Genomic DNA, 26,981 nt, shown 5'->3' on the forward strand with positions numbered 1-26,981 from the left:
TCACGACGGGCCGAGTTCGCGGTCGAGGAAGTCGAACAGGCCGTCGGCGGTCACGGCGTCCAGGTCGTTCGCCGCCGGTGGCTGCGGGGCCGGCACGGGCACCGGTTCCAGGAGCCGGCGCAGCTTCGCGGTGATCCGGTCGTCGAGCGCGGCCGGGTCGAGCGCGTCCAGCACCGCGTCCAGGGTGGCCAGGAGGTCGCCGGCCGGGGCGGCCAGCAGCTCGTCGAGCCGCTCGGCGAGGGCCCGCGCGGTGGGGTGGTCGAACACGACGGTCGCGGGCAGGGCCACGCCGGTCGCCGTGGTCAGGCGCCGGCGCAGTTCGACCGCGGTCAGCGAGTCGAACCCGGCGTCGCGGAACGGCTTCGCCGGGCCCGGATCGGTGCCCAGCACCGCGGCGGCCTCGGCCCGGACCAGCTCGGTGAGCGCCGTGCGCCGGGCCGCCGGATCCAGGGGTCGCAACCGCTCCCGCAGCGCTTGCGACGCCGAGTCGTCCACTGTGGACTCGTCGGCGCCCGTGCCGGTCAGGCCGGAAAGCAGCGGGCTCGGCCGGGACGCGGTGAACAGCGACCCGAACCGGGCCCAGTCCATCGCGGTGACGACGGCGGCGGGCCGTCTGGTCCGCAGCGCCGCACTCAGCTCCGTCAGCGCGTCGCCGGGCTCCATAGTGGACAATCCCTGGCGCTCGAGCTGCCGCCGGGTGTCGCCGGTCAGGGCCTCGGTGGCCCAGGTGCCCCAGGCGACCGACAGGGCCGGGCGGCCCTGGGCGTGGCGGCGCTCGGCGAGCGCGTCGAGGAACCCGGCCGCCGCGGCGTACGCGCCGCGCCGGGCGGCGCCCCAGATCCCGGCGGTGGCGGAGAACAGCACGAACGCGTCCAGCGGCCGGTCGGCCAGGAGGTCGTCGAGGTGGACGGCGCCGGTCACCTTGGCGGCGACCGCGTCGGCCAGACTTGCCGGGGTCAGGTCGTCGATCCCGGCCGGGCCGCCCGGAACCCCGGCGGCGTGCAGCACGGCGTCGGGCGGGTACTCGGCCAGCACCCGGGCGAGCGCGGCCCGGTCGGTGACGTCGCACGCCACCGCCGTCACCCGGCACCCCGGCAGGTCCGCCGGCTCGCCGCCACGGCGGCCGATCAGCACGACGTGGTCGGCGCCGGCGTCGGCGAGCCAGCGGGTGAGGTGCGGGGCAAGCGCGCCGCCACCGCCGGTGACCAGCACCGTTCCGCGCGGGGTCCAGCCGTCCCCGGCCGCCGGCGCGTCATCGGGCACCAGGCGCCGGCCGAAGACGCCGTCCGCGCGCACGGCCACCTGGTCCTCGGTCCCGTCCAGCACCCCCGGCAACCGGTCGACCGCGTCGGGACCGGACAGGTCCACGAGCCCGCCCCAGCGGCTCGGGTGTTCCAGTGCGGCGGTCCGGCCGAGGGCCTGGACCTGGGCCGCGTCCGGGTTGACCGTGGCTTGCTCGGTGACCACCCAGACCGGGGCCGGGACCGCCGCGGCGAGGGCCGCCTGCAGCCCGGGCAGCGCGGTGACGGCGTCGGCGGTGCCGGTGACCAGGATCAGGCCGTCAAGGGGGCCGGCGTCGTCGACGAGCCGGGTCGTCGCCTCCCGGTCGGTGCTCCACGGGATCGTGACGACGTCCGCGCCCCGCGCCCGCAGCGCGCCGGCCACGCCAAGGTCGTCGCCGGGGGCGGCCACCAGCCAGCGGCGGCCCGCGATCCGCGTTCCGTTGTCCGGCAACGCTTCCCACTCGACGCGGTAACGCAAGGAGCCGGGACTGCGGGTCGGGGCCGGCTCCGGCTCCAGCCAGTAGCGCTTCTCCTGGAACGCCGTCGTCGGCACGGGCACGATCCGCCGGGTGGCGGGCGGGAACAGCGGGGTCCAGTCGACGTCGGCGCCGTGCACGAACAACGCGGCCAGCGCGGCGAGGGCGGTGGCGGGTTCCGGCCGGTCGCGCCGGGTCAGCGCGACGGCGGTGAGCGTTTCGGGCGCCATCGCGGTCAGCACGCCGTCCGGCCCGACCTCCAGCACGGCCGTCACCGCGTGGCCGCCGATCGCGTCGAGCGCGTCGGCGAACCGGACGGGACTGCGGACCTGGTCGACCCAGTACCGCGCGGACGTCACGTCGCCGGCGATCACCGGCACCGCGGGCTCGTAGTACTCGACGCGGCCCGTCACCTGCGCGAACTCGGCCAGCATCGGCTCCACCAGTCCCGAGTGGAACGCGTGGCTCACCGGCAGCGGGGTCGTCTTGCCCGGCAGGGACGCCGCGGCGGCGTGCACCGCGGCCGCGTCGCCGGACAGCACGACCGAGCGCGGCCCGTTGACGGCGGCGAGCCAGACGCCGTCGCCCAGTACGGAGCAAACGTCCACTTCGGACGCTTCGACCGCGACCATCGCCCCGCCGGGCGGCAGCTCCTGCATCAGCCGGCCGCGGTGCGCGACCAGCATCACGGCGTCCGGCAGCGAGAACACGCCCGCGACGTACGCCGCGGTGATCTCACCGAGGGAGTGGCCCGCGACGACCTTCGGCCGCACCCCGAACGACTCCAGCAACCGGACCATCGCGACCTCGACCGCGAACAACCCCGCCTGTGTGTACACCGTCTCGTGCACCAGATCCGACGCGATCGCCTCGCGCAACGGCTTGTCGAGGTACCGGTCGAACTCCGCGCACACCTCGTCGAACGCATCCGCGTACGCGGGGAACGCCTCGTACAGCTCTTGCCCCATCCCGGGCCGCTGCGCGCCCTGGCCGGTGAAGACGAACGCGACGCCGTCGCGCGCCGGGTCGGCCTCACCGCGCACAGGTCCGCGCCGCAAGCCGTCGACCGCCTGTCCGCGGTCGCCGGCGAGGACGACGGCGCGGTGCTCCCACACCGCCCGGGACCGCAGCAGCGACCACGCGGGTGCCGTCAGGTTTTCCTGACCGTCCAAGTAGGACGCCACGCGCTCGGCCTGCGCGGTCAGTCCGGCGGCCGAGCGGGCCGACACGACGACCGGGACCACACCCGGGGCCTCCTCCGGCGCGGCCGCCTCGGTCACCGGGGGCTCTTCCAGCACGAGGTGGGCGTTGGTGCCGCTCACCCCGAACGACGACACACCCGCGCGGCGCGGGCGGCCCGGCCGCGGCCACGGTTCGGCCGCGGTCAGCACCCGCACGTTCCCCGCCGTCCAGTCCACCCGGGACGACGGCTCGCCCGCGTGCAGGGACTTCGGCAGCTCGCCGTGGCGCATCGCCATGATCATCTTGACGACCCCCGCGACGCCCGCCGCGGCCTGGGTGTGCCCGATGTTGGACTTCAGGGACCCCAGCCACAGCGGCGTGTCCCGGTCCTGGCCGTACGTCGCCAGCAACGCCTGCGCCTCGATCGGATCACCCAGCGTCGTGCCGGTGCCGTGCGCTTCGACGACGTCCACTTCGGACGGTGTCACGCCGGCGTTGGCCAGCGCCTGCCGGATCACCGCCTGCTGCGCGGGACCACTCGGCGCGGTGAGCCCGTTCGACGCACCGTCCTGGTTGACCGCCGTGCCCCGCACGACCGCCAGCACCTCACGGCCGTCGCGGACCGCGTCGGACAACCGTTGCAGCACCACGACTCCCGCGCCTTCGGCCCAGGACGTCCCGTCAGCGTCGTCGGCGAAGGACTTGCACCGGCCGTCGGCGGCGAGACCGCCCTGCCGGGCGAACTCGGTGAACGCGGCCGGCGTCGCCATCACCGTGACCCCGCCGGCCAGCGCCAGCGAGCACTCCCCCGTCCGCAACGACTGCGCGGCCAGGTGGATCGCGACCAGCGACGACGAACACGCCGTGTCGACGGTGACCGCCGGTCCCCGCGCACCGAGCACGTAGGACACCCGCCCCGACAGCACGCTCGCCGACGAGCCGGTCAGGCCGAAGCCGTCGGTGTCCGTGCCGGGGCCGTACTGCTGGGCCGACGCCCCGACGAAGACTCCGACGGGCTCGCCGCGCAGTGACGTCGGCGCGATGCCGGACCGTTCGAGGGCTTCCCACGACGTCCGCAGGACGAGGCGCTGCTGCGGGTCCATGGCCAGGGCTTCACGGGGCGAGATCCCGAAGAACTCCGGGTCGAACAGGCCCGCGTCGTGCACGAACCCGCCGGCGCCGCCCGGGCTCCAGCCGCGGTCGGCCGGGAAGGGCGAGATCGCGTCGACCCCGCCGGAAACCAGGTCCCACAACGCTTCCGGACTGTCCACCGCGCCCGGAAGGCGCAGCCCGATGCCGACGACGACGATCGGGTCGCCGCTCGCCGCGGTGGTCGCGAGCACCGGCGCGTCCGCCGTCGCGCCGGTCAGCTCGCCGTGCAGGTGGGCCGCCAGCTCCGTGGGGTCGGGGTGGTCGAAGACGGTCGTCGCGGGCAGCGCGAGGCCGGTGCGGGCGGCGAGGACGTCACGCAGTTCGACGGCGGTCAGCGAGTCGAACCCGGCGTCGCGGAACGCCTGCCGGGCCGCGACGCCGGCCCCGCCGAGCACCGCGCGTGCCTCGGTGCGGACCAGGTCGGTCAAGGTGGCCAGGTCGGTGCCGGTGAGCCGGGCGGGGCCGGTGACCGGCGCCGGCTCGGCGAAGGCGGTGAGGAGGGGGCTCGGGCGGGCCGCGGTGAAGACCGGGGCGAACCGCGGCCAGTCGACCGACGCCACGACCGCCGTCGGCGCGCCCGTCCGCAGTACCGCGCGCAACGCCGTCAGGGCCGGCGCCGGGGCCATCGGCGCGACGGCCCCGCGGGCCAGCCGGGCGCGGGCGCCGTCCTCGGTGCTCATGCCGGCGCTGTCCCAGGGACCCCAGGCGATCGAGACCGCGGTGCGGCCGCGGGCCCGGCGGGTCTCGGCGAGGGCGTCCAGGGTGCTGTTGGCCGCCGCGTAGGCGGCCTGACCGGCGGCGCCCCAGGTCGCGGCGACCGAGGAGAACAGCACGAAGGCGTCCAGCGGGCGGTCGCCCAGCAGCTCGTCGAGTAGCAGCGCGCCTTCCGCCTTCGCCGCGAGGACCCGTTCGAAGCCCGCCGGGTCGGCGTCCGTGACCGCGACGGCGCCACCGGACACCCCGGCGGCGTGGACGACGGCGTCCGGCGGGTACTCGGCCAGGACGGCGGCCAGCGCGTCGCGGTCGGTGACGTCCGCCGCGACGACGTCGAACTCACCGGTGCGGGCCAGTGGGGCGGCCGGGCCCTGGCGGCTCACCAGGACGACGCGCTCGGCGCCGCGCGCCGCGAGGTCGCGGGCCAGGTGCGCGGCGAGGCCGCCGGTGCCGCCGGTGATCAGGACGGTGCCGCGCGGTGTCCACTCCGGACCGCCCGCGGGGGTCCCGGCCCGGACGAGCCGGCGGCCGAAGACCCCGGACGGCCGGATCGCGACCTGGTCCTCGTCGCCGGCGAGGACGTCGAGCACGCGGCGGACGGCGGTGTCGTCGAGGACGGCGGGCAGGTCGAGCAGGCCGCCCCAGCGGCCGGGGTGCTCCAGCGCGACGGTCCGGCCGAGCCCCCACGCCTGGGCGGCGCGCGGATCGGCGGGCACGTCCCCGCCGCCGACGCCGACCGCGCCGCGGGTGGCGACCCACAGCCGGGCGGACGTCGTGGCCAGGAGGTCCTGCACCTGCGGAAGCAGGGTGCCGGCGCGGCCGTCGGAGAGCAGGAGGACGTGGTCGGCGGGCTCGGCGACTACGCCGCGGTCGCGCAGGGCGGCGGTGAAGGTGCCGTCGTCGCCCAGGACCCGCCAGTGACCGGTGAGGGGCACCTCGGACTGCGGCAGCCGCTGCCAGGTGACCTGGTAGCGCCAGTCGTCGACGGCGGCTTCCGCCTGCTGCTTCCGACGCCACTGCGCGAGGTCCGGCAGGACGCCGGCGAGCGACTCCGGGGCCGCGGCGGGGAGCACGTCGCCGAGCGCGGTCAGGTCCTCCCGCTCGACCGCTCGCCAGAACGCGGCGTCGCCGGGGTCGGCGATCGCCGGGCCGGGCCGCAGCCAGAAGTGCTGCTCCTGGAACGCGGTGGTGGGCAGCGGAACCACGTGCCGGGTGGCGGGCGGGAAGAGCGGCGTCCAGTCGACGTCGGCGCCGCGGGTGAAGAGAGCGGCCAGCGCGGCCGTGAGAGTGGCGCGTTCCGGCCGGTCGCGGCGGGTGAGCGCGACGACGTCGGCCGGCGACGGCACGGGCAGCGACCGGATCACCGCCGTCAGGACGCCGCCCGGGCCGAGTTCCACCACGGTGCCCGGCGCGTGCGCCAGGAGGGTCTCGGCCGCCGCCGCGAAGCGCACCGGACGGCGGATCTGGTCCACCCAGTACTCGGCCGTGCCGACGTCGGCCTGCTCCCCGGTCACCGTCGAGATCAGCGGCAGCACCGGCTCGTGGAACTCCACCTCCGCGAGTTCCGCCGCGAAGTCCGCGAGCACCGGCGCCATCAGTCCACTGTGGAACGCGTGGCCCACCGGCAGCTCCGACGTCTCGAACCCGCGGGCCGCCAGTTCCCCGGCCGCCGCGTCGAGCGCCCCCTGCGCGCCCGACAGCACGACCGACGCGGGCCCGTTCACCGCGGCCAGCCAGACGCCGTCGCCGAGCAAGGGCTCGACATCCGCTTCGGACGCCGACACCGCCAGCATCGCCCCGCCCGGCGCCAACGCCTGCATCAACCGGCCGCGCGCGGCCACCAGCCGAGCCGCGTCCGGCAGCGTGAACACGCCCGCCACGTGCGCCGCCGACAGCTCGCCCAGCGAGTGCCCCGCCACCACCTTCGGGCGGACCCCTAACGACTCCAGCAGCCGGGCCATCGCGACCTCGACCGCGAACAGCCCCGCCTGCGCGTACACCGTCTCGTGCACGAGGTCCGACGCCAGCGCGTCGCGCACCGGCAGGTCGACGTGCCCGGCCAGCCACCGGTCCAGCTCCGCGCACACCGCGTCGAACGCCTCCGCGTACACCGGGAACTGCGCGTACAGCTCGGCGCCCATGCCCGGCCGCTGCGATCCCTGGCCGGCGAACACGAACGCCACGCCGCTCGCCGGGTCGGCCGGGCCGCGGCTGTCCACGGCCCGCAACGCCGCGATCACGTCGTCGCGGTTGCCGCCCGTCACCACGGCCCGGTGTTCCCAGACCGCCCGGGATCGCACCAGCGACCAGGCCACCTCCGGCAAGCCCGCGCCGCCGGCCAGGGCGGACGCGAGGCGACCGGCCTGCGCCGTCAGTCCCTCAGCCGAGCGGGCCGAGACGATCAGCGGGACGGCGACGTCCGGCGCCGGCTCCCGGTCGACGGCCGCCGGGGCCTGTTCGAGCACGAGGTGCGCGTTGGTGCCGGACACGCCGAACGACGACACGCCGGCGCGCCGCGGGCGGTCACCGGCCGGCCAGGCGTGCGGTTCGGCCAGCAGCCGGATCGTGCCGGCCGACCAGTCCACTTTGGACGACGGCGTGCCGGCGTGCAGGGTGCGCGGCAGCTCACCGTGCCGCAGGGCCAGGACCATCTTGATCACCCCGGCGACGCCCGCCGCGGCCTGCGCGTGCCCGATGTTGGACTTCAGCGACCCCAGCAGCAACGGCCGGTCCGGATCGCGTTCGGTCCCGTAGACGGCTTGGAGCGCCTGGACTTCGATCGGATCGCCGAGCGTCGTGCCGGTGCCGTGCGCCTCGACGGCGTCCACTTCGGACGGTGTCACCCCGGCGTTGGCCAGCGCCCGCCGGATCACCGTCTGCTGCGCCGGGCCGTTCGGGGCGGTCAGGCCGTTCGACGCGCCGTCCTGGTTGACCGCGGTGCCGCGCACCACGGCCAGCACCTCTCGGCCGTCGCGGATCGCGTCGGAAAGCCGTTGCAGGGCAAGCACACCGACACCTTCGGCCCAGCCCGTGCCGTCCGCGTCGTCGGCGAACGACCGGCACCGGCCGTCGGTGGAGAGGCCGCCCTGGCGGGCGAACTCCACGAACGCGGCCGGGGTCGCCATCACCGTGACCCCGCCGGCGAGCGCAGTCGAACACTCACCCGACCGCAGCGACTGCGCCGCGAGGTGGATCGCCACCAGCGACGACGAGCACGCCGTGTCGACGGTGACCGCCGGGCCGCGCGCACCGAGCACATAGGACACCCGGCCCGACAGCACACTCGAGGACGAGCCGGTGAGCGCGAACCCCGCGGTCTCGGCCGGTGCCTCGTGCACCCGCGTGCCGTAGTCCTGCGCCATGGCCCCGAGGAACACCCCGACGTCGTCGCCCCGCACGGACGTCGGCGCGATGCCCGCCCGTTCGAGGGCTTCCCAGGCGGTCCGCAGGACGAGGCGCTGCTGCGGGTCCATGGCCAGGGCTTCACGCGGTGAGATGCCGAAGAAGGCGGGATCGAACTGGCCGGCGTCGTGCAGGAAGCCGCCGGCGCGGGCGTAGGACGCGCCCGTGCCGACGTCCCAGCCCCGGTCGCCGGGGAACGGCGAGATGGCGTCGACGCCGTCGGAAACCAGATCCCACAACGATTCGGGACTGTCCACTCCGCCCGGGAGCCGGACGCCGATGCCGACGATGGCGATCGGCTCGTCGGTGGTCACCGACGCCGCGGGTGCCGGGGCGGCCTCGGCGCCGAGGAGAGCGTCGCGCAGGTGGGCGGCCAGCTCAGCCGGGGTCGGGTGGTCGAACACGGCCGTCGCCGGCAGGGTGACGCCGGTGGCCGCGGTGATCCGGTTGCGCAGCTCGACCGCCGTCAGCGAGTCGAAGCCGACGTCGCGGAAGGCGCGGCCGCCCGCCACGGCGACCCCGCCACCGAGGACAACGGCCGCTTCGCCGGTGACCAGGTCGGTCAGCGCGGCCAGCCGGGCCGGGCCGTCCAGCCGGCTCAGGCGGGCGGTCCACGTCCCGGCGCGGACGGTGGTCCGCGCGGTGCGGCGGCCCCGGCCGGCCAGCTCCCGCAGCAGCGGCGGCACGGTCGTGGTGCGCGCCCGGTCGCGGAGCGCGGCGTGGTCCAGGACCATCGGGACCGTCGCGGGGCGCGGGGAGGCGAGAGCCGCGTCGAGCAGGCGCAGCCCCTGGTCGGCGGTCAGCGCGCCGACGCCGGTGCGGGCCATCCGCGTCGTGTCGGCCGCGCCGAGGTGCGCGGTCAGCCCGCTCGCGTCGGCCCACAGGCCCCAGGCCAGCGACACAGCGGGCAGGCCGGCGGCCCGGCGACTCGCGGCGAGGCCGTCGAGAAACGCGTTGGCCGCCGAGTAGCCGGCCTGCCCGGCGCCGCCGAGCACGCCCGCGGCCGAGGAGAACAGCACGAACGCGGCCAGGTCGTGGCCGCGGGTCAGCTCGTCGAGGTGGGCGGCGGCGTCGGCCTTGGGCCGGAACACCGTGGCCAGCCCGGCTTCGTCCTGGGCGGCGAGGACGCTGTCGGCCAGGGCCCCGGCCGCGTGGACGACCGCGGTCAGCGCGACGCCGTCGAGCAGCGCGCGCAGCTGCTCCCGGTCGCCGACGTCGCAGGCCACGATCCGCGTCCGCGCGCCGGCCGCCCGCAGCTCGCCGGCCAGTTCGGCCGCGCCGTCGGCGTCCGGGCCGCGCCGGGACACCAGCAGCAGGTCGCGGACGCCGTGGCCGGCGACGAGGTGCCGCGCCACCAGCGCGCCCAGCCGGCCGGTGCCGCCGGTGATCAGCACCGTGCCCGCCGGGTCGAGCGAGCGGGGGGTGGTGAGGACGTTCTTGCCGATGTGCTTGCCCTGGGCCATGAACCGGAACGCCGCCGGCGCCTGCCGGACGTCCCACGGCGTGACCGGGATCGGCCGCAGCGCCCCGGAGGCGAACAGGCCGAGGACTTCGCGGAGCAGCTCACCGATGCGGTCCGGACCGGCTTCGTGGAGGTCGTAGGCCTGGTAGCCCGCGATTCCGGTGCGGATGTCGGTCTTGCCCATCTCGAGGAACCGGCCGCCCTCGGCGAGCAGTCCCAGCGAGGCATCGACGAACTCCCCGGCCAGAGAGTTCAGGACGACGTCGACCGGGCCGAACGTCTCGGCGAACTCCAGGGTCCGCGAGTTCGCGATGTGGTCGTCCGGGATGCCCAGCTCCCGCAGCACGCCGTGTTTGCCGGGGCTCGCCGTCGCGTAGACCTCGGCGCCGAGGTGCCGCGCCAGCTGCACCGCGGCCAGGCCGACGCCGCCCGCGGCCGCGTGCACCAGCACCTTCTCGCCCGGACGGAGGCTCGCCAGATCGGCGAGGCCGTAGAACGCCGTGAGGAACACGACCGGGATCGACGCCGCCTGCTCGAACGACCAGCCGTCCGGCATCGGCGCCAGTGTGCGCGCGTCCGCCGCCACGACCTGCTGGAACGCGCGGGTGACCAGCCCGAGGACCCGGTCGCCCACCGCGAACCCGGTGACACCGGGACCGACCTCGACGACGACCCCGGCGCCTTCGCCGGCGACGCTCTGGAGACTCAGCCGCACGCCGAGCCCGGCGAGCACGTCACGGAAGTTGATCCCGGCCGCGCGGACCGCCACCCGGACCTGGCCCGGCTCCAGCGGGTCCATTTCGGACGGTTCCAGCGTGAGGTCGTCGAACGTGTCGCCGGACCGCAGGATCCACGGCGCGGCACCGTCCGGAAGGGACAGTCCGTCTTGAGCGGGCCGGACGAGCCGCGGGACGAGGACGCGCCCGTCGCGGACGGCGCACTGGTCCTCGCCGCGGGCGGCGAGCGTCCCCGGGAGACCGGCCGGCAGCTCGCCGTCGACGAGCAGGAGCCGGTCCGGGTGTTCGGTCTGCGCGGACCGCACGAGTCCCCACACCGCGGCGGCCACCGGGTCGACGGGCTCGGGGTGGCCGGTCGACACGGCGTGGTGGGTGTGCACGACGAGCCGCGTCCCCGGTCCGGCGACGAACTCCTGGACCCGGCGCAGCACTCCGGCGACCACGGTGTGGAGGTCGCCGGTGTCCACGTGCAGGACTTCGGCGTCGCCCGGGTCGACGTCGGTGCCCGGCGGCAGCTCGGTCCACTCGACGGCGAACAGCGCATCCCCGCCGGTTCCCGCCGCGGCGAGCTGGTCCGGGCGGACGGGCCGGGTCGCCAGCGCGGCGACCGACAGCACGGGCGCGCCGGTCTCGTCGGCCAGCTCGACCGCGGTGCCGCCGGGGGCCGGACGCAGGCGCACCCGGGCCGCGGTCGCACCGGTCGCGTGCAGCGTGACGCCGGTCCACGCGAAGGGCAGCTCGACGCCGTCGCCCGCGGCCGGGATCAGCGGGTGCAGGGCGGCGTCGACCAGCGCCGGGTGGATGGTGAAGCCCGTCGCGTCGACGCCGCCGGGCAGCGTGACCTCGGCGAACAGGTCCTCGTCGCGCCGCCACACGCGGGTGATGCCCTGGAACGCCGGGCCGTACTCGTACCCGCGGGCGGCCAGGACGTCGTAGAACCCGGCGAGGTCGGTTTCCACTGCACCCGGCGGCGGCCAGGTCGACAAGTCCACAGTGGACTTCGTCAGGTCGTCGGCGGTCAGGAGGCCTTCGGCGTGCCGGACCCAGCCACCGTCCACACGGGAGTGGAGGCTCACGGACCGGTCGTCGCCGTCGGGTGCGCCCACCACGACCTGCACCGGGACGACCCCGGCTTCCGGCAGGAGCAGGGGCGTCTCGACGACGAGTTCCCGCAGCACCGGCGTGCCCGCCCGGTCCCCGGCGCGGACGGCGAGTTCGACCAGCGCCGCGCCCGGTACCAGGACGGTCCCGGACACGGCGTGGTCGCTCAGCCACGGGTGGGTGTCGCGGGAGATCCGGCCGGTGAACACGATCCCGCCGGACGCGGCGTCCTCGACGGCCGCGCCCAGCACGGGGTGGTCGACGGCTTCCTGCCCGACGCCGGCCGGGTCCGCGGTGGCCGGTCCGGCCCGCAGCCAGTAGTGCTCGCCGAGAAACGCCGTGGTCGGCAGGGCGACCGGCTCGGCCTCCGGCAGGAACGCCGTCCAGTCGACGTCGACGCCGCGGGTGAACAGCTCGGCCGCGGTCTGCAGCAGCCGTTCCCGTTCGGGCTGGTCGCGGCGCAGGCTGCCGCACACTAGCACCGCCGGATCGTCCACTGTGGCCTGGATGCTCGTGGTGAGCACCGGGTGCGAACTCGTTTCGAGGAACACGCGGTGGCCGTCGCCGGACAGCGTGCGGATCGCGTCGGCGAACCCGACCGTGGCGCGGAGGTTGCGGTACCAGTAGCCGGGGTCGAGCGTCTCCACCCAGTTCTGGTCCACTGTGGAGAACCACGGCACCGACGGCTTCCCCGCGCGCACGTCGGCCAGCGCGGTGGTCAGCTCGGCCTCGATCGCCTCGACCCGCGCGGTGTGCGAGGCGTAGTCCACCGGGATCCGGCGGACCTGCACGTCCTGCTCGCGGTAGAACGACTCGGCCTCGTCGAGCGCGCCACTCTCGCCCGCGAAGACGACGGCGTGCGGGGAGTTGACGGCGGCGGTTTCGACGCCGGGCCACCGGGCGAGGTCGGCCCGGGCGCGGTCCGCGCCGACGCCGACCGAGAGCATGCCGCCGGAGCCGGCGAGGCCGGTGGCGATCGCGCGGCTGCGCACCGCGACCACGCGCGCGGCGTCGGCCAGGGTCAGGGCGCCCGCGACGCAGGCGGCGGCGATCTCGCCCTGCGAGTGGCCGAGCACGGCGTCGGGCCGCAGCCCCGCCGACTCCCACCACGCCGCCAGCGACACCATCACCGCGAACGACACCGGCTGCACGACGTCGACGGCGTCCAGCGCGGCGGCGCCGTGCACGACGTCGGCGAGCGACCAGTCCACCCACGGCGCGAGGGCCGTTTCGCACTCCGCCATCCGCGCCGCGAACACCGGTTCGGTGCGCCACAGCTCGCGGCCCATCCCGGCCCACTGCGCACCCTGGCCGGGGAAGACCCAGACGAGTTTGCCCGGCCCGGCCGGATCGGCGACGCCGGTGACCACACCGGACGCGGAGTTCCCCGCGGCCAACGCGGTGAGGCCCGCGATCGCCGTCTCCCGGTCGCTCGCCGCGACGACGGCGCGGTGCTCCCAGATCGCCCGGGTCCGCACCAGCGCGTTCGCCGTCCCGGCGAGATCGCCGGCTCCCCCGGCGAGCCGCGCCGCTTGCGCCGCGAGCCCGCCCGCCGAGCGCGCGGTCACGACCAGCGGCAGCGGACCGGTCACCGGCAGGGGCTCGGCCGGTTCGCGCGCGGGGCCCTGCTCCAGGACGAGGTGGGCGTTGGTGCCGCTGACGCCGAAGGACGACACGGCCGCGCGGCGCGGCCGGTCACCGGCGGGCCACTCGGCGGGCTCGGTGAGCAGCCGGACGGCCCCGGCACTCCAGTCCACTTTGGACGACGGCGTCCCGGCGTGCAAGGTCTTCGGCAGGAGGCCGTGGCGCATGGCCAGCACCATCTTCACCACGCCCGCGACACCGGCCGCGGCCTGCGCGTGGCCGATGTTGGACTTCAGCGAACCCAGCCACAACGGCGTTTCCCGGTCCTGGCCGTAGGTCGCGAGCACCGCCTGCGCCTCGATCGGGTCACCCAGGACCGTCCCGGTGCCGTGCGCCTCCACGGCGTCCACTTCGGACGGTTCGAGGCTCGCGGCGGCGAGGGCCTGCCGGATCACCGCCTGCTGGGCCGGGCCGTTCGGGGCGGTGAGGCCGTTGGAGGCGCCGTCCTGGTTGACCGCGCTGCCCTTGACGACGGCGAGGATCTCCCGGCCGTCGCGGACGGCGTCGGACAGCCGTTGCAGCACGAGCACGCCGGCACCTTCGGCCCAGCCGGTGCCGTCGGCGTCGTCCGAAAAGGACTTGCACCGGCCGTCCGCGGACAGGCCGCGCTGGCGGGAGAACTCGACGAAGACCTCGGGGCTGGAGAGCACGGTCGCGCCGCCGGCCAGTGCCATCGAGCACTCGCCGGCGCGCAGGGCCTGCGCCGCCAGGTGGATCGCGACCAGCGACGACGAGCACGCGGTGTCCACCGTGACGGCGGGACCCTGCAGACCGAGCACGTAGGACACCCGGCCGGCGGCGACGCTGCCCGCCGATCCCGTGCCCCGCAGGCCTTCCAGCTCCGGGTCGGCGGGGGCGCCGACGCCGTAGTCGTGGTACATCAGGCCGGTGAAGACGCCGACGCGCTGTCCGCGCAGGGACGTCGGGGCGATGCCCGCGCGTTCGACGGCCTCCCACGACGTCTGCAACAGCAGCCGCTGCTGCGGATCCATGGCGAGGGCCTCGCGGGGCGAGATGCCGAAGAACCCGGCGTCGAACACACCCGCGTCGTGCAGGAACCCGCCGGAGCGCGTGTACGACGTGCCCGCGGCGTCCGGGTCGGGGTCGTAGAGCGCGGCGAGGTCCCAGCCGCGGTCGGCCGGGAAGCCCGCCACCGCGTCGACGCCGTCGCGCACCAGGTCCCAGAGCGCTTCGGGGCTGTCGACGCCGCCGGGGAGCCGCAGGCCCATGCCGACGATCGCGATCGGCTCGGCCGACGCGACGGCGGTCTCGGCGGCGGCCGGCGCCGGCCCGAACAGCTCTCCGTGCAGGTGGGCGGCGAGCGCGGCCGGGTTCGGGTGGTCGAAGACGAGCGTCGCGGGCAGGGTGAGCCCGGTCGTGGCGGCCAGCCGGTTGCGCAGGTCGACGGCGGTGAGCGAGTCGAACCCGGCGTCGCGGAACGCCCGGGTCGGGGCGACGTCGAGGCCACCGAGCACGGCCGACGCCTCGGCGCACACGAGGTCGTCGAGCACGGCGCGGCGGGCGGCGGGGGCCAGCCGGGCGAGCCGGTCGGCGAACCCGCCGTCGCGGGCGGCGCGCGCCTGCGGGCGGACGGGCCCGGCGAGGCCGCGCAACAGCGGCGGCACGGCCGGCAGGCGCCGGAGGGCGGGCAGGTCGAGGGCGATCGGGACGAGCACCGGCCGGTCCGAGGTGAGCGCGCGGTCGAACAGGTCCAGGCCCTGGGCGGTGCCGAGGCCTTCGCGGACCCGGAGGCCGGCGGTCAGGCCGCTGGCTTCGGTCCACAGTCCCCAGGCGAGCGAGACGGCGGGCAAGCCGGCGGCCCGGCGGCGGGTGGCGAGGCCGTCGAGGAAGGCGTTGGCGGCGGCGTAGTTCGCTTGCCCGGCGTTGCCCAGGACACCGGCGGCGGAGGAGAACAGCACGAAGGCGGCCAGGTCGCGGTCGCGGGTCAGCTCGTCGAGGTGGACGGCGGCGTCGGTCTTGGGCCGGAAGACGGGCTCGAGGCGGCCGCCGTCGAGGGCGGTGACGACGCCGTCGTCGAGCACCCCGGCGGCGTGGACGACGGCGGTGAGGCCGGGGATGCCGTCGAGCAGGGCCTTGACCTGGTCGCGGTCCCCGACGTCGCAGGCTTCAATGCGGACGTCGGCGCCGAGGTCCCGCAGTTCGGCGGCGAGGTCGTCGGCGAGACCGCGCCGGGACGCCAGGACGAGGCGGTGGACGCCGTGGCCGGTGACGAGCCGGCGCGCGACGAGCGAGCCGAGCAGCCCGGTGCCGCCGGTGACGAGCACGGTGCCGCCGGCCGGGAAGGTGTTCGTCCCGGCGGCGGCCCGCTCGAGCCGCGGGACGAGGACGCGCGGTCCGCGCAGGGCGCACTGGGTTTCGGCGCGGGCCGCGAGCGCGGCGAGCACGCCGTGGCCGGGGGCCTCGCCGTCCCGGTCGACGAGCAGGAAGCGGCCGGGGTGTTCGGCCTGGGCGGCCCGCACCAGGCCCCAGACGGCGGCGGCCACCGGATCGGCGCTCTCCCCCGGCTCGGCCGCGACGGCCCCGGAGGTGACGACGGCGAGGCGCGCGGCCGGGTCCGCGCCGGTCAGGACGGCTTGCAGCACGCGCAGCACCCGGGCGACGGTGGTCCGGACGCGCCGGGTCTCGGCTTCGGCGGGATCGGGGTCGACCGGCAGGACGAACCACCGAGCTTCCGGGTCGAGCCACGGCTCGTCGCCCTCGAGGACCCGCACCTCGCCGGGTTCGCCCGCGTCCAGGGACAGCTCCGTCCACGCGAGCGCGAACAGCGCGTCGCTCGCCGACGTGGTCAGCTGGCCCGGGGTGACCGGGCGGGTCGTCAGGGCGCCCAGGGACAGCAGCGGCGTTCCGGTCGCGTCCGTCAGCTCGGCCGACACGCCGCCTTCGGCCGGGCTCAGCGTGACGCGGGCCGCCGTCGCTCCCGCCGCGTGGATCGCCACCCGCGTCCACGAGAACGGCAGCCGCACCTCGGTCGTGTGCAGCATCGCCGCGTGCAGCGCCGCGTCCATCAGCGCCGGGTGCAGCGTGTAGCCCGCCACGTCCGTGCCGTCGGGCAGCGAGACCTCCGCGAACACCACGGGACCCCGGCGCCACGCCGCGGTCAGGCCGCGGAACACCGGGCCGTAGCCGTAACCGTGCTCCGCGAGCCGGTCGTAGAACGCCGAGACGTCCACGGCTTCGGCGTCCGCGGGCGGCCACTCGGTCGACGCGGCAGCCGAGGTCGAAGCCGCCGTCAGGACGCCCGTCGCGTGGCGGGTCCAGGTGCCGTCGCCACCCCGGGAGTGCACGGTGACCGGCCGCGTGTCGCCGTCCGCCGCGCCGACGGTCACCCGCAGCTCGGCCGGCGCCGTCTCCGGCAGCACCATCGGCGCTTCGACGACCAGTTCCCGCACCACCGGCACCCCGAGCCGGTCACCGGCCCGCACCGCCAGCTCCACGAACGTCGTCCCGGGCACCACCACGACACCCGACACGGCGTGGTCCGCCAGCCACGGGTGCGTCCGCAGCGAGACGCGGCCGGTCAGCGCGACGCCACCGGTCACCGGGTCGTCCAGGGCGGCCGTCAGCAGCGGGTGCCCCACCCGCTCCAGGTCCGGGCCCCGCTCGGCCGTCAGCCAGTAACGCCGCTCCTGGAACGCCGTGGTCGGCACCGCGGCGCCCGGCCCGGGTGCCAGCAACGCCGCCGGGTCCAGGGGGACGCCGTGCGCGAACAGCTCGGCCGCCGAGCGCAGCAGCCGGTCCTGCTCGGGTTCGTCCCGCCGCAGCGTGCCGCACACCACGGCGTCCGCGACGGTCTCCTGCACGCTCGTCGTCAGCACCGGGTGCGAGCTCGTCTCGACGAACACGCGGTGGCCCGCGTCGGCGAGCGCGCGGGTGGCGTCGGCGAACCGGACGGTGCCACGCAGGTTGCGGTACCAGTAGTCCGAGGAGAGCGGACCGGTCGTCCACGCGCTGTCCACTGTGGAGTACCACGGGATCGCGGGCGCCTTACTGTCCACATCGGACAGTTCAGCGGTCAGCTCGGCTTCGGCGCGGGCGACGTGCGCGGTGTGCGACGCGTAGTCCACCGGCACCCGTCGCACCCGGACGTCCTGCGCCCGGTAGGTCTCGGCCAGCTCGTCCAGCGCCGCGGGATCCCCGCCCAGCACGACCGCGTCGGGTGAGTTCACCGCCGCGATCTCGACGCCCTCGGCGAGCCGGATCCGCTCTTCGCCCAGTGCGACGGACAGCATCCCGCCGTGGCCGGCCAGCCGCCGCGCGATGATGCGGCTGCGCACCGCGACGACCCGGGCCGCGTCGGCCAGGGACAGCGCGCCGGCGACGCAGGCCGCGGCGATCTCGCCCTGCGAGTGCCCGACGACGGCGTCCGGCCGCAGGCCCAGCGACGCCCACACCGCGGCGAGCGACACCATCACCGCGAACGACACGGGCTGCACGACGTCCACCGCATCGAGCGCGCCGGCGCCACGGACCACTTCGGACAGTGACCAGTCCACATGGGACGCGAGGGCCGCCTCGCACTCGGCCATCCGGGCGGCGAACACCGGGTTCGCCGCCCACAGCTCCCGGCCCATGCCGGCCCACTGCGCGCCCTGGCCGGGGAAGACCCACACCACGGGTCCGGGGTCCGCCATCCCGCGCAGCACGTCGGGCGAGGCCGAACCACCGGCCACCGCACGCAGTCCGGCCACGGCCTGCTCGTGATCCGCGGCCAGCACCACGGCGCGGTGCTCCCAGTGGGCGCGCGAGTACAGCAGGGAACGGCCGGCCGCGCCGACGTCGGCCGGCAGCGACTCGGCCAAGCGGGCGGCCTGGCCGGCCAGGCCCGCCGCGGACCGGCCGGTGACGACGAGCGGCACCAGCCCCGCGGACGGCTCCGGGCGCACCGGCGCGGGCCCCTGTTCCAGCACGACGTGCGCGTTGGTCCCGGACACCCCGAACGACGAGACCCCGGCCCGCCGCGGCCGGTCGGCCACGTCCCACGGCCGGGCCTCGGTGAGCAGCCGGACCGCACCGGTCGTCCAGTCCACTGCGGACGTCGGCGCGTCGACGTGCAACGTCCGCGGCAGGACGCCGTGACGCATGGCCAGGACCATCTTCAGCACGCCCGCCACCCCGGCCGCGGCCTGGGCGTGCCCGATGTTGGACTTCAACGAGCCCAGCCACAGCGGTTCCGAACGGTCCTGGCCGTACGTCGCGAGGAGCGCCTGCGCTTCGATCGGATCGCCCAGCGTCGTCGCCGTACCGTGGGCTTCCACCGCGTCCACATCGGACGGCCGCAGGCCCGCGTTCGCGAGTGCCTGCCGGATCACCGCCTGCTGCGACGGTCCGTTCGGCGCGGTCAGCCCGTTGGACGCGCCGTCCTGGTTGACCGCCGTCCCACGCACGACGGCCAGCACCTCACGCCCGTCGCGCAGGGCGTCGGAACGGCGCTGCAGCACGAGGACACCGACCCCTTCGGCCCAGCCGGTGCCCTGGGCGTCGTCGGCGAACGACCGGCACCGGCCGTCCGCGGCGAGGCCGCGCAGCCGGGAGAACTCGACGAAGATGTCCGGGGTCGCCAGCACCGTCGCCCCGCCCGCCAGCGCGAGCGAACACTCCCCCGACCGCAGCGACTGCGCGGCCAGGTGCAGGGCGACCAGGGACGACGAGCACGCGGTGTCGACGGTGACGGCGGGACCGCGCGCACCGAGCACATAGGACACCCGGCCGGACAGGACGCTGGCGGACGACCCGGTCATGACGTAGCCCTCGGTCTCGCCGGAGGCGTCGCGCGCGCTGACCCCGTACGGCTGCGTCGAGGCCCCGAAGAACACCCCCGCGTTCTGCCCGCGCAGGGACGTCGGCGCGATGCCCGCGCGCTCCAGGGCCTCCCATGACGTCTGGAGCAGCAGCCGCTGCTGCGGGTCCATGGCCAGGGCTTCACGCGGCGAGATCCCGAAGAACGCCGGATCGAACAACGCGGCGTCGTGCAGGAAGCCGCCGTGCCGGGTGTAGGACTTGCCCGCGGCGGCGGGATCCGGGTCGTAGAGCGCTTCGACGTCCCAGCCGCGGTCGGCCGGGAACTCCGAGATCGCGTCGACCTCGCCGGAAACGAGGTCCCACAACGCTTCCGGCGTGGTGACCCCGCCCGGAAGCCGGACGCCCATCCCGACGATCACGACCGGATCGTCGTCGTCCGCCGGACCTGCGGCGGCCACGGCGGGCGCGGCGCGGCCGAGCAGGTCCGCGTGCAGCTGCTCGGCGAGGGCGGCCGGACTGGGGTGGTCGAACACCACCGAGGCGGGCAAGGCCAGCCCGGTGCGGGTGGCGATGCGGTTGCGCAGTTCCACGCCCATCAGGGAGTCGAACCCCGCGTCCCGGAACGCCTGCAGCGCGCCGACGCCGGGTCCGCCACCCAGCACCGTGGCCGCTTCGGCGCGGACCAGGTCGGTCAGCAGCGCCACCCCGGCGTCGTCATCGAGGCCGGCCAGCCGGGCCGCGAGATCGTCGCCGCCGCCGCGCACCGAGGGGCCGGCGAGTTCGCGCAGCACCGGGGCGATCTGGTCGCCGAGTTTCAGCGAGACCGGGACGAGCACCGGACGCTCGTCCGCGAGCGCGGCGTCCAGCAGCGCCATGCCCAGGGCCGGGTCGAGCGGCCGGAGACCGGCGCGGGCCAGGCGGGCCGTGTCCGCCGCGCCGAGGCGCGCGGCCATGCCGTCGTCACCGGCCCACGGACCCCAGGCCAGCGACACCGCGGGCCGCCCGGCCGCGCGGCGGCGGACGGCGAGGGCGTCGAGGAACGCGTTGGCCGCGGCGTAGTTCGCCTGCCCGGCGCCGCCGAACACCCCCGACACTGAGGAGAACAGCACGAACGCCGCAAGATCCCGGTCGCGGGTCAGCTCGTCGAGGTGCACGGCGGCGTCGACCTTGGGCCGGAACACCTCGGCCAGCCGCGTCCCGTCCTGCGCGGCGAGGACGCCGTCGGCGAGCACCCCGGCCGTGTGCACGACGGCGGTGAGATCGGGGATGCCGTCGAGCAGGGCCCGGACCTGGTCGCGGTCGGCCACGTCGCAGGCGACGACGTCGACGCGGGCGCCGTGGGCCCGCAGTTCGGCGGCCAGGTCGGCCGCCCCGTCGGCGTCCGGGCCGCGGCGCGAGGCGAGCACGACGCTGCGGACGCCTCGTTCCGCCACGACGTGCCGCGCGACCAGCGAGCCGAGCACCCCGGTGCCGCCGGTGATCAGCACGGTGCCCGCGGGATCCCACCGCACCGGCTCCGGCGGCGTGACCCGGGTCAGCCGCGGTACCCGGACGCGCCCGTCGCGCACGGCGACCTCGGGCTCGTCGAGCGCGCCGACGGCTTCGAGGAGGTCCGCCGGGGCGAGGTCGCTGTGGGCGAGCACGATGCGGCCCGGGTGCTCGGCCTGCGCCGCGCGGACCAGGCCGCCGACGGCCGCCGCGACGGGCTCGTCGCCGACGCGGACCAGCAACCGGGTGTCCACTCGGGACGGTTCGGCGAGGAAAGCTTGCAGCAGAGCCAAAACTTGGCTGACCACGGCGTGGGCCCGGGCGGGATCGGCGCCGGTCGCGTCGACCGGCAGCACCAGCCATGACGGCCGGTCGGCGGCCGCGAGGTCGTCGATGTCGTGAACGACCCGGTGCGACACCGGGCCCGGCTCGGCCGTCACTTCGCGCCACTCCAGCGCGTGGAAGCAGCTCGCGACGGTGACGGGCAGCTCGACCGGCCCGAGCGTCACCGACTCCGCGGACAGCACCACCACGCTGTCCGCGTCCGTCACGGACAGCGAGAACCCGCCCTCGGCGGCCGGGACGAACTGGGCCTCCAGCGGGCCGGAAGCCGCCGCGTGCCGCGTCACCCCGGTCCACGCCAGCACGTCGTCCGACGCGGCGACACCGAGCAGCGCGGCCTCCAGCAGGTCCGGGTCGACGGCGTAACCCGCGAGATCGGGAGCCGCGGACGCCGTCAGGACGCCGGTCGCGTGGCGGGTCCAGGTGCCGTGCTGCTCGGCGTGCACCGTGATCGCGCGTTCGCCGTCCGCCTCCGCGCCGACGACCACCCGGACCGGGACGCCGCCCGTCTCGGGCAGTGTCAGCGGCGTCCCGGCCACCAGCCGGCGCACCACCGGCGCGCCGATCCGGTGTCCGGCCCACAACGCGAGTTCGAGCAGCGCCGCCGCCGGGACGACCGCCGTCCCGGCCACCCGCCGCACCGGGAGCGTCGCCGGGTACCGGCCGGTCAGCAGCGCCCGGCCGGTCTCCGGGTCGGTCACCAGCGCGCCCAGCACGGGGTGCTCGACGGGCGTCTGGCCGACGGCCGCGACGTCGGCGGCCGCGCGCGGCGACTCCTGCCAGTACCGCTCACGGCGGAACGCCGTCGTCGGCAGCGGCACCAGCGCCGCGCGCTCGGGCAGCACCGGCGTCCAGTCGACGTCGGCGCCGTGCACGAACAGCCGCGCGAGTGCCGTCAGGAGCGTCTCCGGCTCGGGCCGGTCCCGGCGCAGCGGCGCGACCGCGACCGGTCCGCCGTCGAGGACGGTCTGGGCCATGGCGGTCAGCACGCCGTCCGGGCCGGCTTCGACCACCGCCGACACCCCGCGCGCGCCCAGCTCGGCGAGGGCGTCGCCGAACCGCACCGGACGGCGGATCTGCTCGACCCAGTAGTCCGCCGACGCCGGGTCGCCGTCCGCGCCGGTCACCACGGGCAGCGTCGGCGTGCGGTAGTCGATCTCGGCCGCGATGGCGGCGAAGTCGGCGAGCATCGGTTCCATCAGTCCACTGTGGAACGCGTGGCTGACGGTCAGGGACGTCGTCTTGTGGCACCGCTCCGCGAGCGTCGCCGCGGCTGCGGCCACCGGCTCCGCGGCGCCCGACAGCACCACCGACGCGGGCCCGTTCACCGCCGCCAGCCAGACGCCGTCGCCGAGTACACTGTGGACGTCCATTTCGGACGCCGCCACCGCGACCATCGCCCCACCGGACGGCAGCGCCTGCATCAACCGGCCCCGAGCGGCCACCAGCCGGGCCGCGTCCGGCAACGAGAAGACACCCGCGACGTACGCGGCGGTCAGCTCGCCGACCGAGTGCCCGGCGACCACCGACGGCCGGACGCCGAACGACGCGAGGAGCCGGACCAGCGCGACCTCGAGCGCGAACAGCCCGGCCTGCGCGTACTGCGTCTCGTGCAGTTCTTCGGCCCCGAACACGACCTCCGCGACGGGCCTCCCGGTGCCGTGCCGGTCCAGTTCGGCGCAGACTTCGTCGAAGGCCGCCGCGTACACCGGGAAGGCCGCGTACAGCTCGCGGCCCATCCCGACGCGCTGGGCGCCCTGGCCGGTGAACACCATGGCCACGTCGCCCGACGGACCCGCGATCCCCCGCTCGACCCCGGATCCGAGCACGACGGCGCGGTGCTCCCACGTCGCGCGGGTGCGCAGCAGCGACACCGCGAGCGAACCCGGGTCGGCGTCCACAACGGACTCCAGCCGGGCCAGCTGCTCGCTCAACGCCTCGGGCGACCTCGCGGACACGACCAGCGGCACGGGCCGCCCCGTCGGCTCCGGCACCGGCACCAGTTCCGAGACCGGCGGTGCTTGTTCGAGGACGACGTGCGCGTTGGTGCCGGAGATGCCGAACGCCGAGACGGCGGCCCGGCGCGGCCGGCCCTCCCCCGGCCACGGCGCCTCCTCGGTGAGCAGCCGCACCGCGCCGGACGTCCAGTCCACGCGGGTCGACGGGACGCTCGCGTGCAGCGTCCGCGGCAGCACCCCGTGCCGCATGGCGAGGATCATCTTGATCACCCCGGCCACGCCGGCCGCGGCCTGGGTGTGCCCGAGGTTGGACTTCAGCGACCCCAGCCACACCGGCGCACGGCCGCCGCGGTCCCGGCCGTAGGTCGCCAGCACGGCCTCGGCCTCGATCGGGTCGCCCAGCGGCGTGCCGGTGCCGTGCGCCTCGACCGCGTCGACGTCCGCCGGGGACAGCCCGCCGGCGGCGAGGGCCTGCCGGATCACCGCGCGCTGCGCCGCGCCGCTCGGGGCGGTCAGGCCGTTGGACGCGCCGTCGGAGTTGACCGCGCTGCCGCGCAGCACCGCCAGCACCGGACGCCCTACTCGACGCGCGTCGGAAAGACGTTGCAGGACCAGGACGCCGACGCCCTCGGCCCAGCCCGTGCCGTCGGCGTCATCGGCGAACGAGCGGCACCGGCCGTCCGGGGAGAGGCCGCCGTGCCGCGCGAACTCCGCGAACACGCCCGGGTTCGCCATCACCGTCGCGCCGCCCGCCACGGCCAGGGTGCACTCCCCGCTGCGCAGGGCCTGCGCCGCCAGGTGCAGCGCGACCAGCGACGACGAGCACGCGGTGTCCACCGTGAGCGCCGGGCCGCGGGTGCCGAGCAGGTACGCGATCCGGCCGGACAGCACGCTCGTCGACGTCCCGGTCAGCGCGTACCCCTCGCCGCGGCCGGTGTTCTCGTGCAGCCGGACGCCGTAGTCCTGGGCCATCGCGCCGAGGAACACGCCGGTGGCGCTCTCGCGCAACGACGTCGGGTCGATCGCCGCGCGTTCCAGGGCTTCCCACGTGGTCTCCAGCAGCAGCCGCTGCTGGGGTTCCATGGCCTGCGCTTCGCGCGGGGAGATCCGGAAGAACGCGGCGTCGAAGTCGCCCGCGTCGTGCAGGAAACCGCCGCCGCGGGCGGTGGCCAGCACGTCGGCGCTCCAGCCGCGGTCGGCGGGCATGGGCGAGATCGCGTCGGTGCCGTCGGTGAGCACCGACCAGAACGTCTCCGGCGAGTCGATGCCGCCGGGGAAGCGGCAGCCGATGCCGACGATGGCGATCGGGTCGGCACCGGAAACATCCGGCGCGGGCTCGGGTTCGGCGGAGACGGGCTTGGCCTCGGCGGCCAGGAAATCCGCGAGCCGCGCGGGTGTGGGGTGGTCGAACACCGCCGCGGCGGTGACGGAACCGAGGCGCCCGGCCAGTTCCACCACCATCGCCGAGTCGAACCCCAGCTCGCTGAACGACGCGGACGGTTCCACCTGCGCGACGTCGTGCGCGCCCAGGACGACGGCGGTTTCCTGGCGCACCAGCGCGTGCAGGTCCACCGGCCCCGCCGCGGGCGCGGCCACCGGGCCGGTGTCGCCGAGCCAGAACCGCTCGCGCTGGAAGGCGTACGTCGGCAGGTCCACCCGGGCCGCGCCCGGGAAGTGCCGGGACCAGTCGACCGGGACGCCGCGGACGTGCAGTTCGGCCAGCGACGTCAGGGCCTGCGTCAGCCCGCCTTCGCCGCGGCGCAGCGTGCCGGTCGCGACCGCGCCGCCGCCCGAGGCGGCGATCGCCTCGCGGACGCTGCCCAGCAGCATCGGGTGCGGGCTGACCTCGACGAACGCCGTGAAACCCGCGGCGAGCAACGCGCTGGTCGCGCCGTGGAAGTCGACCGTCTCGCGCAGGTTGCGGTACCAGTACCCGGCGTCGAGCGCGTCGCCGTCGACCGGCCCCGCCGTCACCGTGGAGTAGAACGGCACGGCGGCCGGGCCGGGACGCAGGCCGGTCAGGCCGGAGCGCAGCCCGGCCTCCATCGGCGCCACCCACGGCGAGTGCGACGCGTAGTCCGCGGCGATCCGCCGGACGCGCGCCTCTTCTTCCCAGTCCTCGACCAGCTCGCCCAGCGCCTCGTCGTCCCCGGCGACCAGGACCCACCCGGGCCCGTTGACGACCGACACCGACAGCCGGCCGTCCCAGCGGCCGAGACGCTCCCGGACGACGTCCGCGGGCAGCCGCACCGACACCATGCCGGTGCCCGCGGGCACCTCACGCGCCGCGACCTGCGCCCGCACGGAGATGACTCGCGCGCCCTCTTCCAATGTCAACGCGCCGGAGACGCAGGCAGCGGCGATCTCACCCTGCGAGTGCCCGACGACCGCCGCCGGTTCGACGCCCAGCGAGCGCCACAACGCGGCCAGCGAGACCATCACCGCCCACAGCACCGGCTGGTTGACCTCGGTCCGCGCCATGCCGGTCGAGTCCTCGCCCTCGCGCAGCACGTCCAGCAGCGAGAAGTCGACGTGCGGCGCGAGCGCGTCCGCGCAGGCGCGCAGGGACTCGGCGAACACCGGCGACGTCGTCAGCAGCTCGTCGGCCATCCCGGCCCACTGGGAACCCTGGCCGGGGAACACGAACACCGCGCCGCCGCGCGCGCCCGCCGTGATCCCGGGGTCGGCGCCGCCGCGGACCAGCCCGGGGGCGATACCGCCGCCGGCCAGCGCTCGCGCGCCGCCGAGCAGCTCGGCCGCGGACGAGCCGACCAGCACCGCGCGCGACGGGAGCGCCGCGCGGGTCGCGGCCAGGGACCAGCCGACGTCGTGGCGGGTGCCTTCGGCGTGCTCGGCGAGCCGCCCCGCCTGGGCGGCCAGCGCGGCGTCACCCTGGCCGGACAGCACCCACGCGACCGGGCCGTCCTGCGGCGCACCGGCCACCGGGGCCGCCGGGCCTTCGGCCAGCACGACGTGGCAGTTGGTGCCGCCCATGCCGAACGACGACACCGCCGCCCGCGCGCGCTCGGCGTCCGGCCACGGCTCGAGCCCGCGCGGCACCCGCAGCCGCCACTCGTCGAACCGGATGGCCGGGTTGGGCCGGCCGAAGTTGAGGTTCGGCGGCACGACCCGGTGCGTCACGGCCAGTACCGCCTTGAGCAGCCCGGCGACGCCCGCCGCGCCTTCGAGGTGGCCGAGGTTGGTCTTCGCGGAGCCGACCCACAGCGGCGACGTCCGCGCCGCGCCGTAGACCGCGCCCAGCGCGGCGGCCTCGATCGGGTCCCCCACCGCCGTGCCGGTGCCGTGCAGCTCGACGTACTGGACGTCGGCCGGGTCCACCGCCGCGCGGCGGCACGCCGACCGCAGCACGCGTTCCTGGGCCTCGGCGCTCGGGACGGTCAGCCCCGCGCTCGGGCCGTCGTTGTTGACCGCGCTGCCCTCGATGACGCAGTACACGCGATCACCGTCGGCCACCGCGCGCGAGAGCGTCTTCAGCACGACGATGCCGCCGCCCTCGCCGCGGACGATGCCGTTCGCGCGTTCGTCGAAGGTGAAGCAGGTGCCGTCCGGGGACAGCGCGCCCAGCTCGGCCAGCGCGGCCGTGCTCTCCGCGGCCAGGTTCAGCTGGACCCCGCCGGCCAGCGCCAGGTCCGCTTCGCCGGAGCGCAGGGCGGCGCCGGCCAGGTGCACCGCGACCAGACCGGACGACTGCCCGGTGTCCACCGACATGCTCGGCCCCGACAGGCCGAGGACGTAGGAGACGCGGTTGGCCAGGATGGCCCGGTTCACCCCGGTCATCGTGTGGTGCCCGATCCGCGCGCCGGAACGGCGGGCCAGCGCCGCGTAGTCGTCCGCGGTCACGCCGACGAACACGCCGGTTTCGCTGCCCCGCAAGGAATCCGGCGCGGTCCGGGCGTCCTCCAGCGCGGCCCAGGCCAGTTCCAGCACCAGCCGCTGCTGCGGATCCATCTCGCGCGCCTCGCGCGGGGACACCCCGAACAGCGCGGCGTCGAAGCGGTCGACGTCGCGCAGGTAGCCCGCCGGGCCGGTGTCCGGCCGGTCGCCGGGCGCGGGCCCGACCGCGGACACGCCGTCACGCAGCAGGTCCCAGTACTCCGCCGGGCCGTCGGCCCCGGGGAACCGGCACGCCATCCCCACCACCGCAACGGGTTCCGGGCGTGCGGCAGGGCGGTGCGTGGGCGTCATGCTGCTCCCGGCGTCGATGCGGCGATCCGACCCCGCGAGCTAACCGTGAACGAGGTGGGGGAATCCCTAGAGAA

At 76.3% G+C, this 26,981-nt stretch carries 1 protein-coding gene; it reads right to left on the bottom strand.

The window, feature by feature from the left end:
- Positions 1-26,907: a type I polyketide synthase gene (locus tag MUY22_RS42740; protein ID WP_256475021.1), complete on the bottom strand. Its 26,907-nt coding sequence runs from the start codon at positions 26,905-26,907 to the stop codon at positions 1-3.
- Positions 26,908-26,981 lie beyond the last annotated feature (74 nt).

It is taken from the genome of Amycolatopsis sp. WQ 127309, assembly GCF_023023025.1.
Taxonomy (GTDB): domain Bacteria; phylum Actinomycetota; class Actinomycetes; order Mycobacteriales; family Pseudonocardiaceae; genus Amycolatopsis.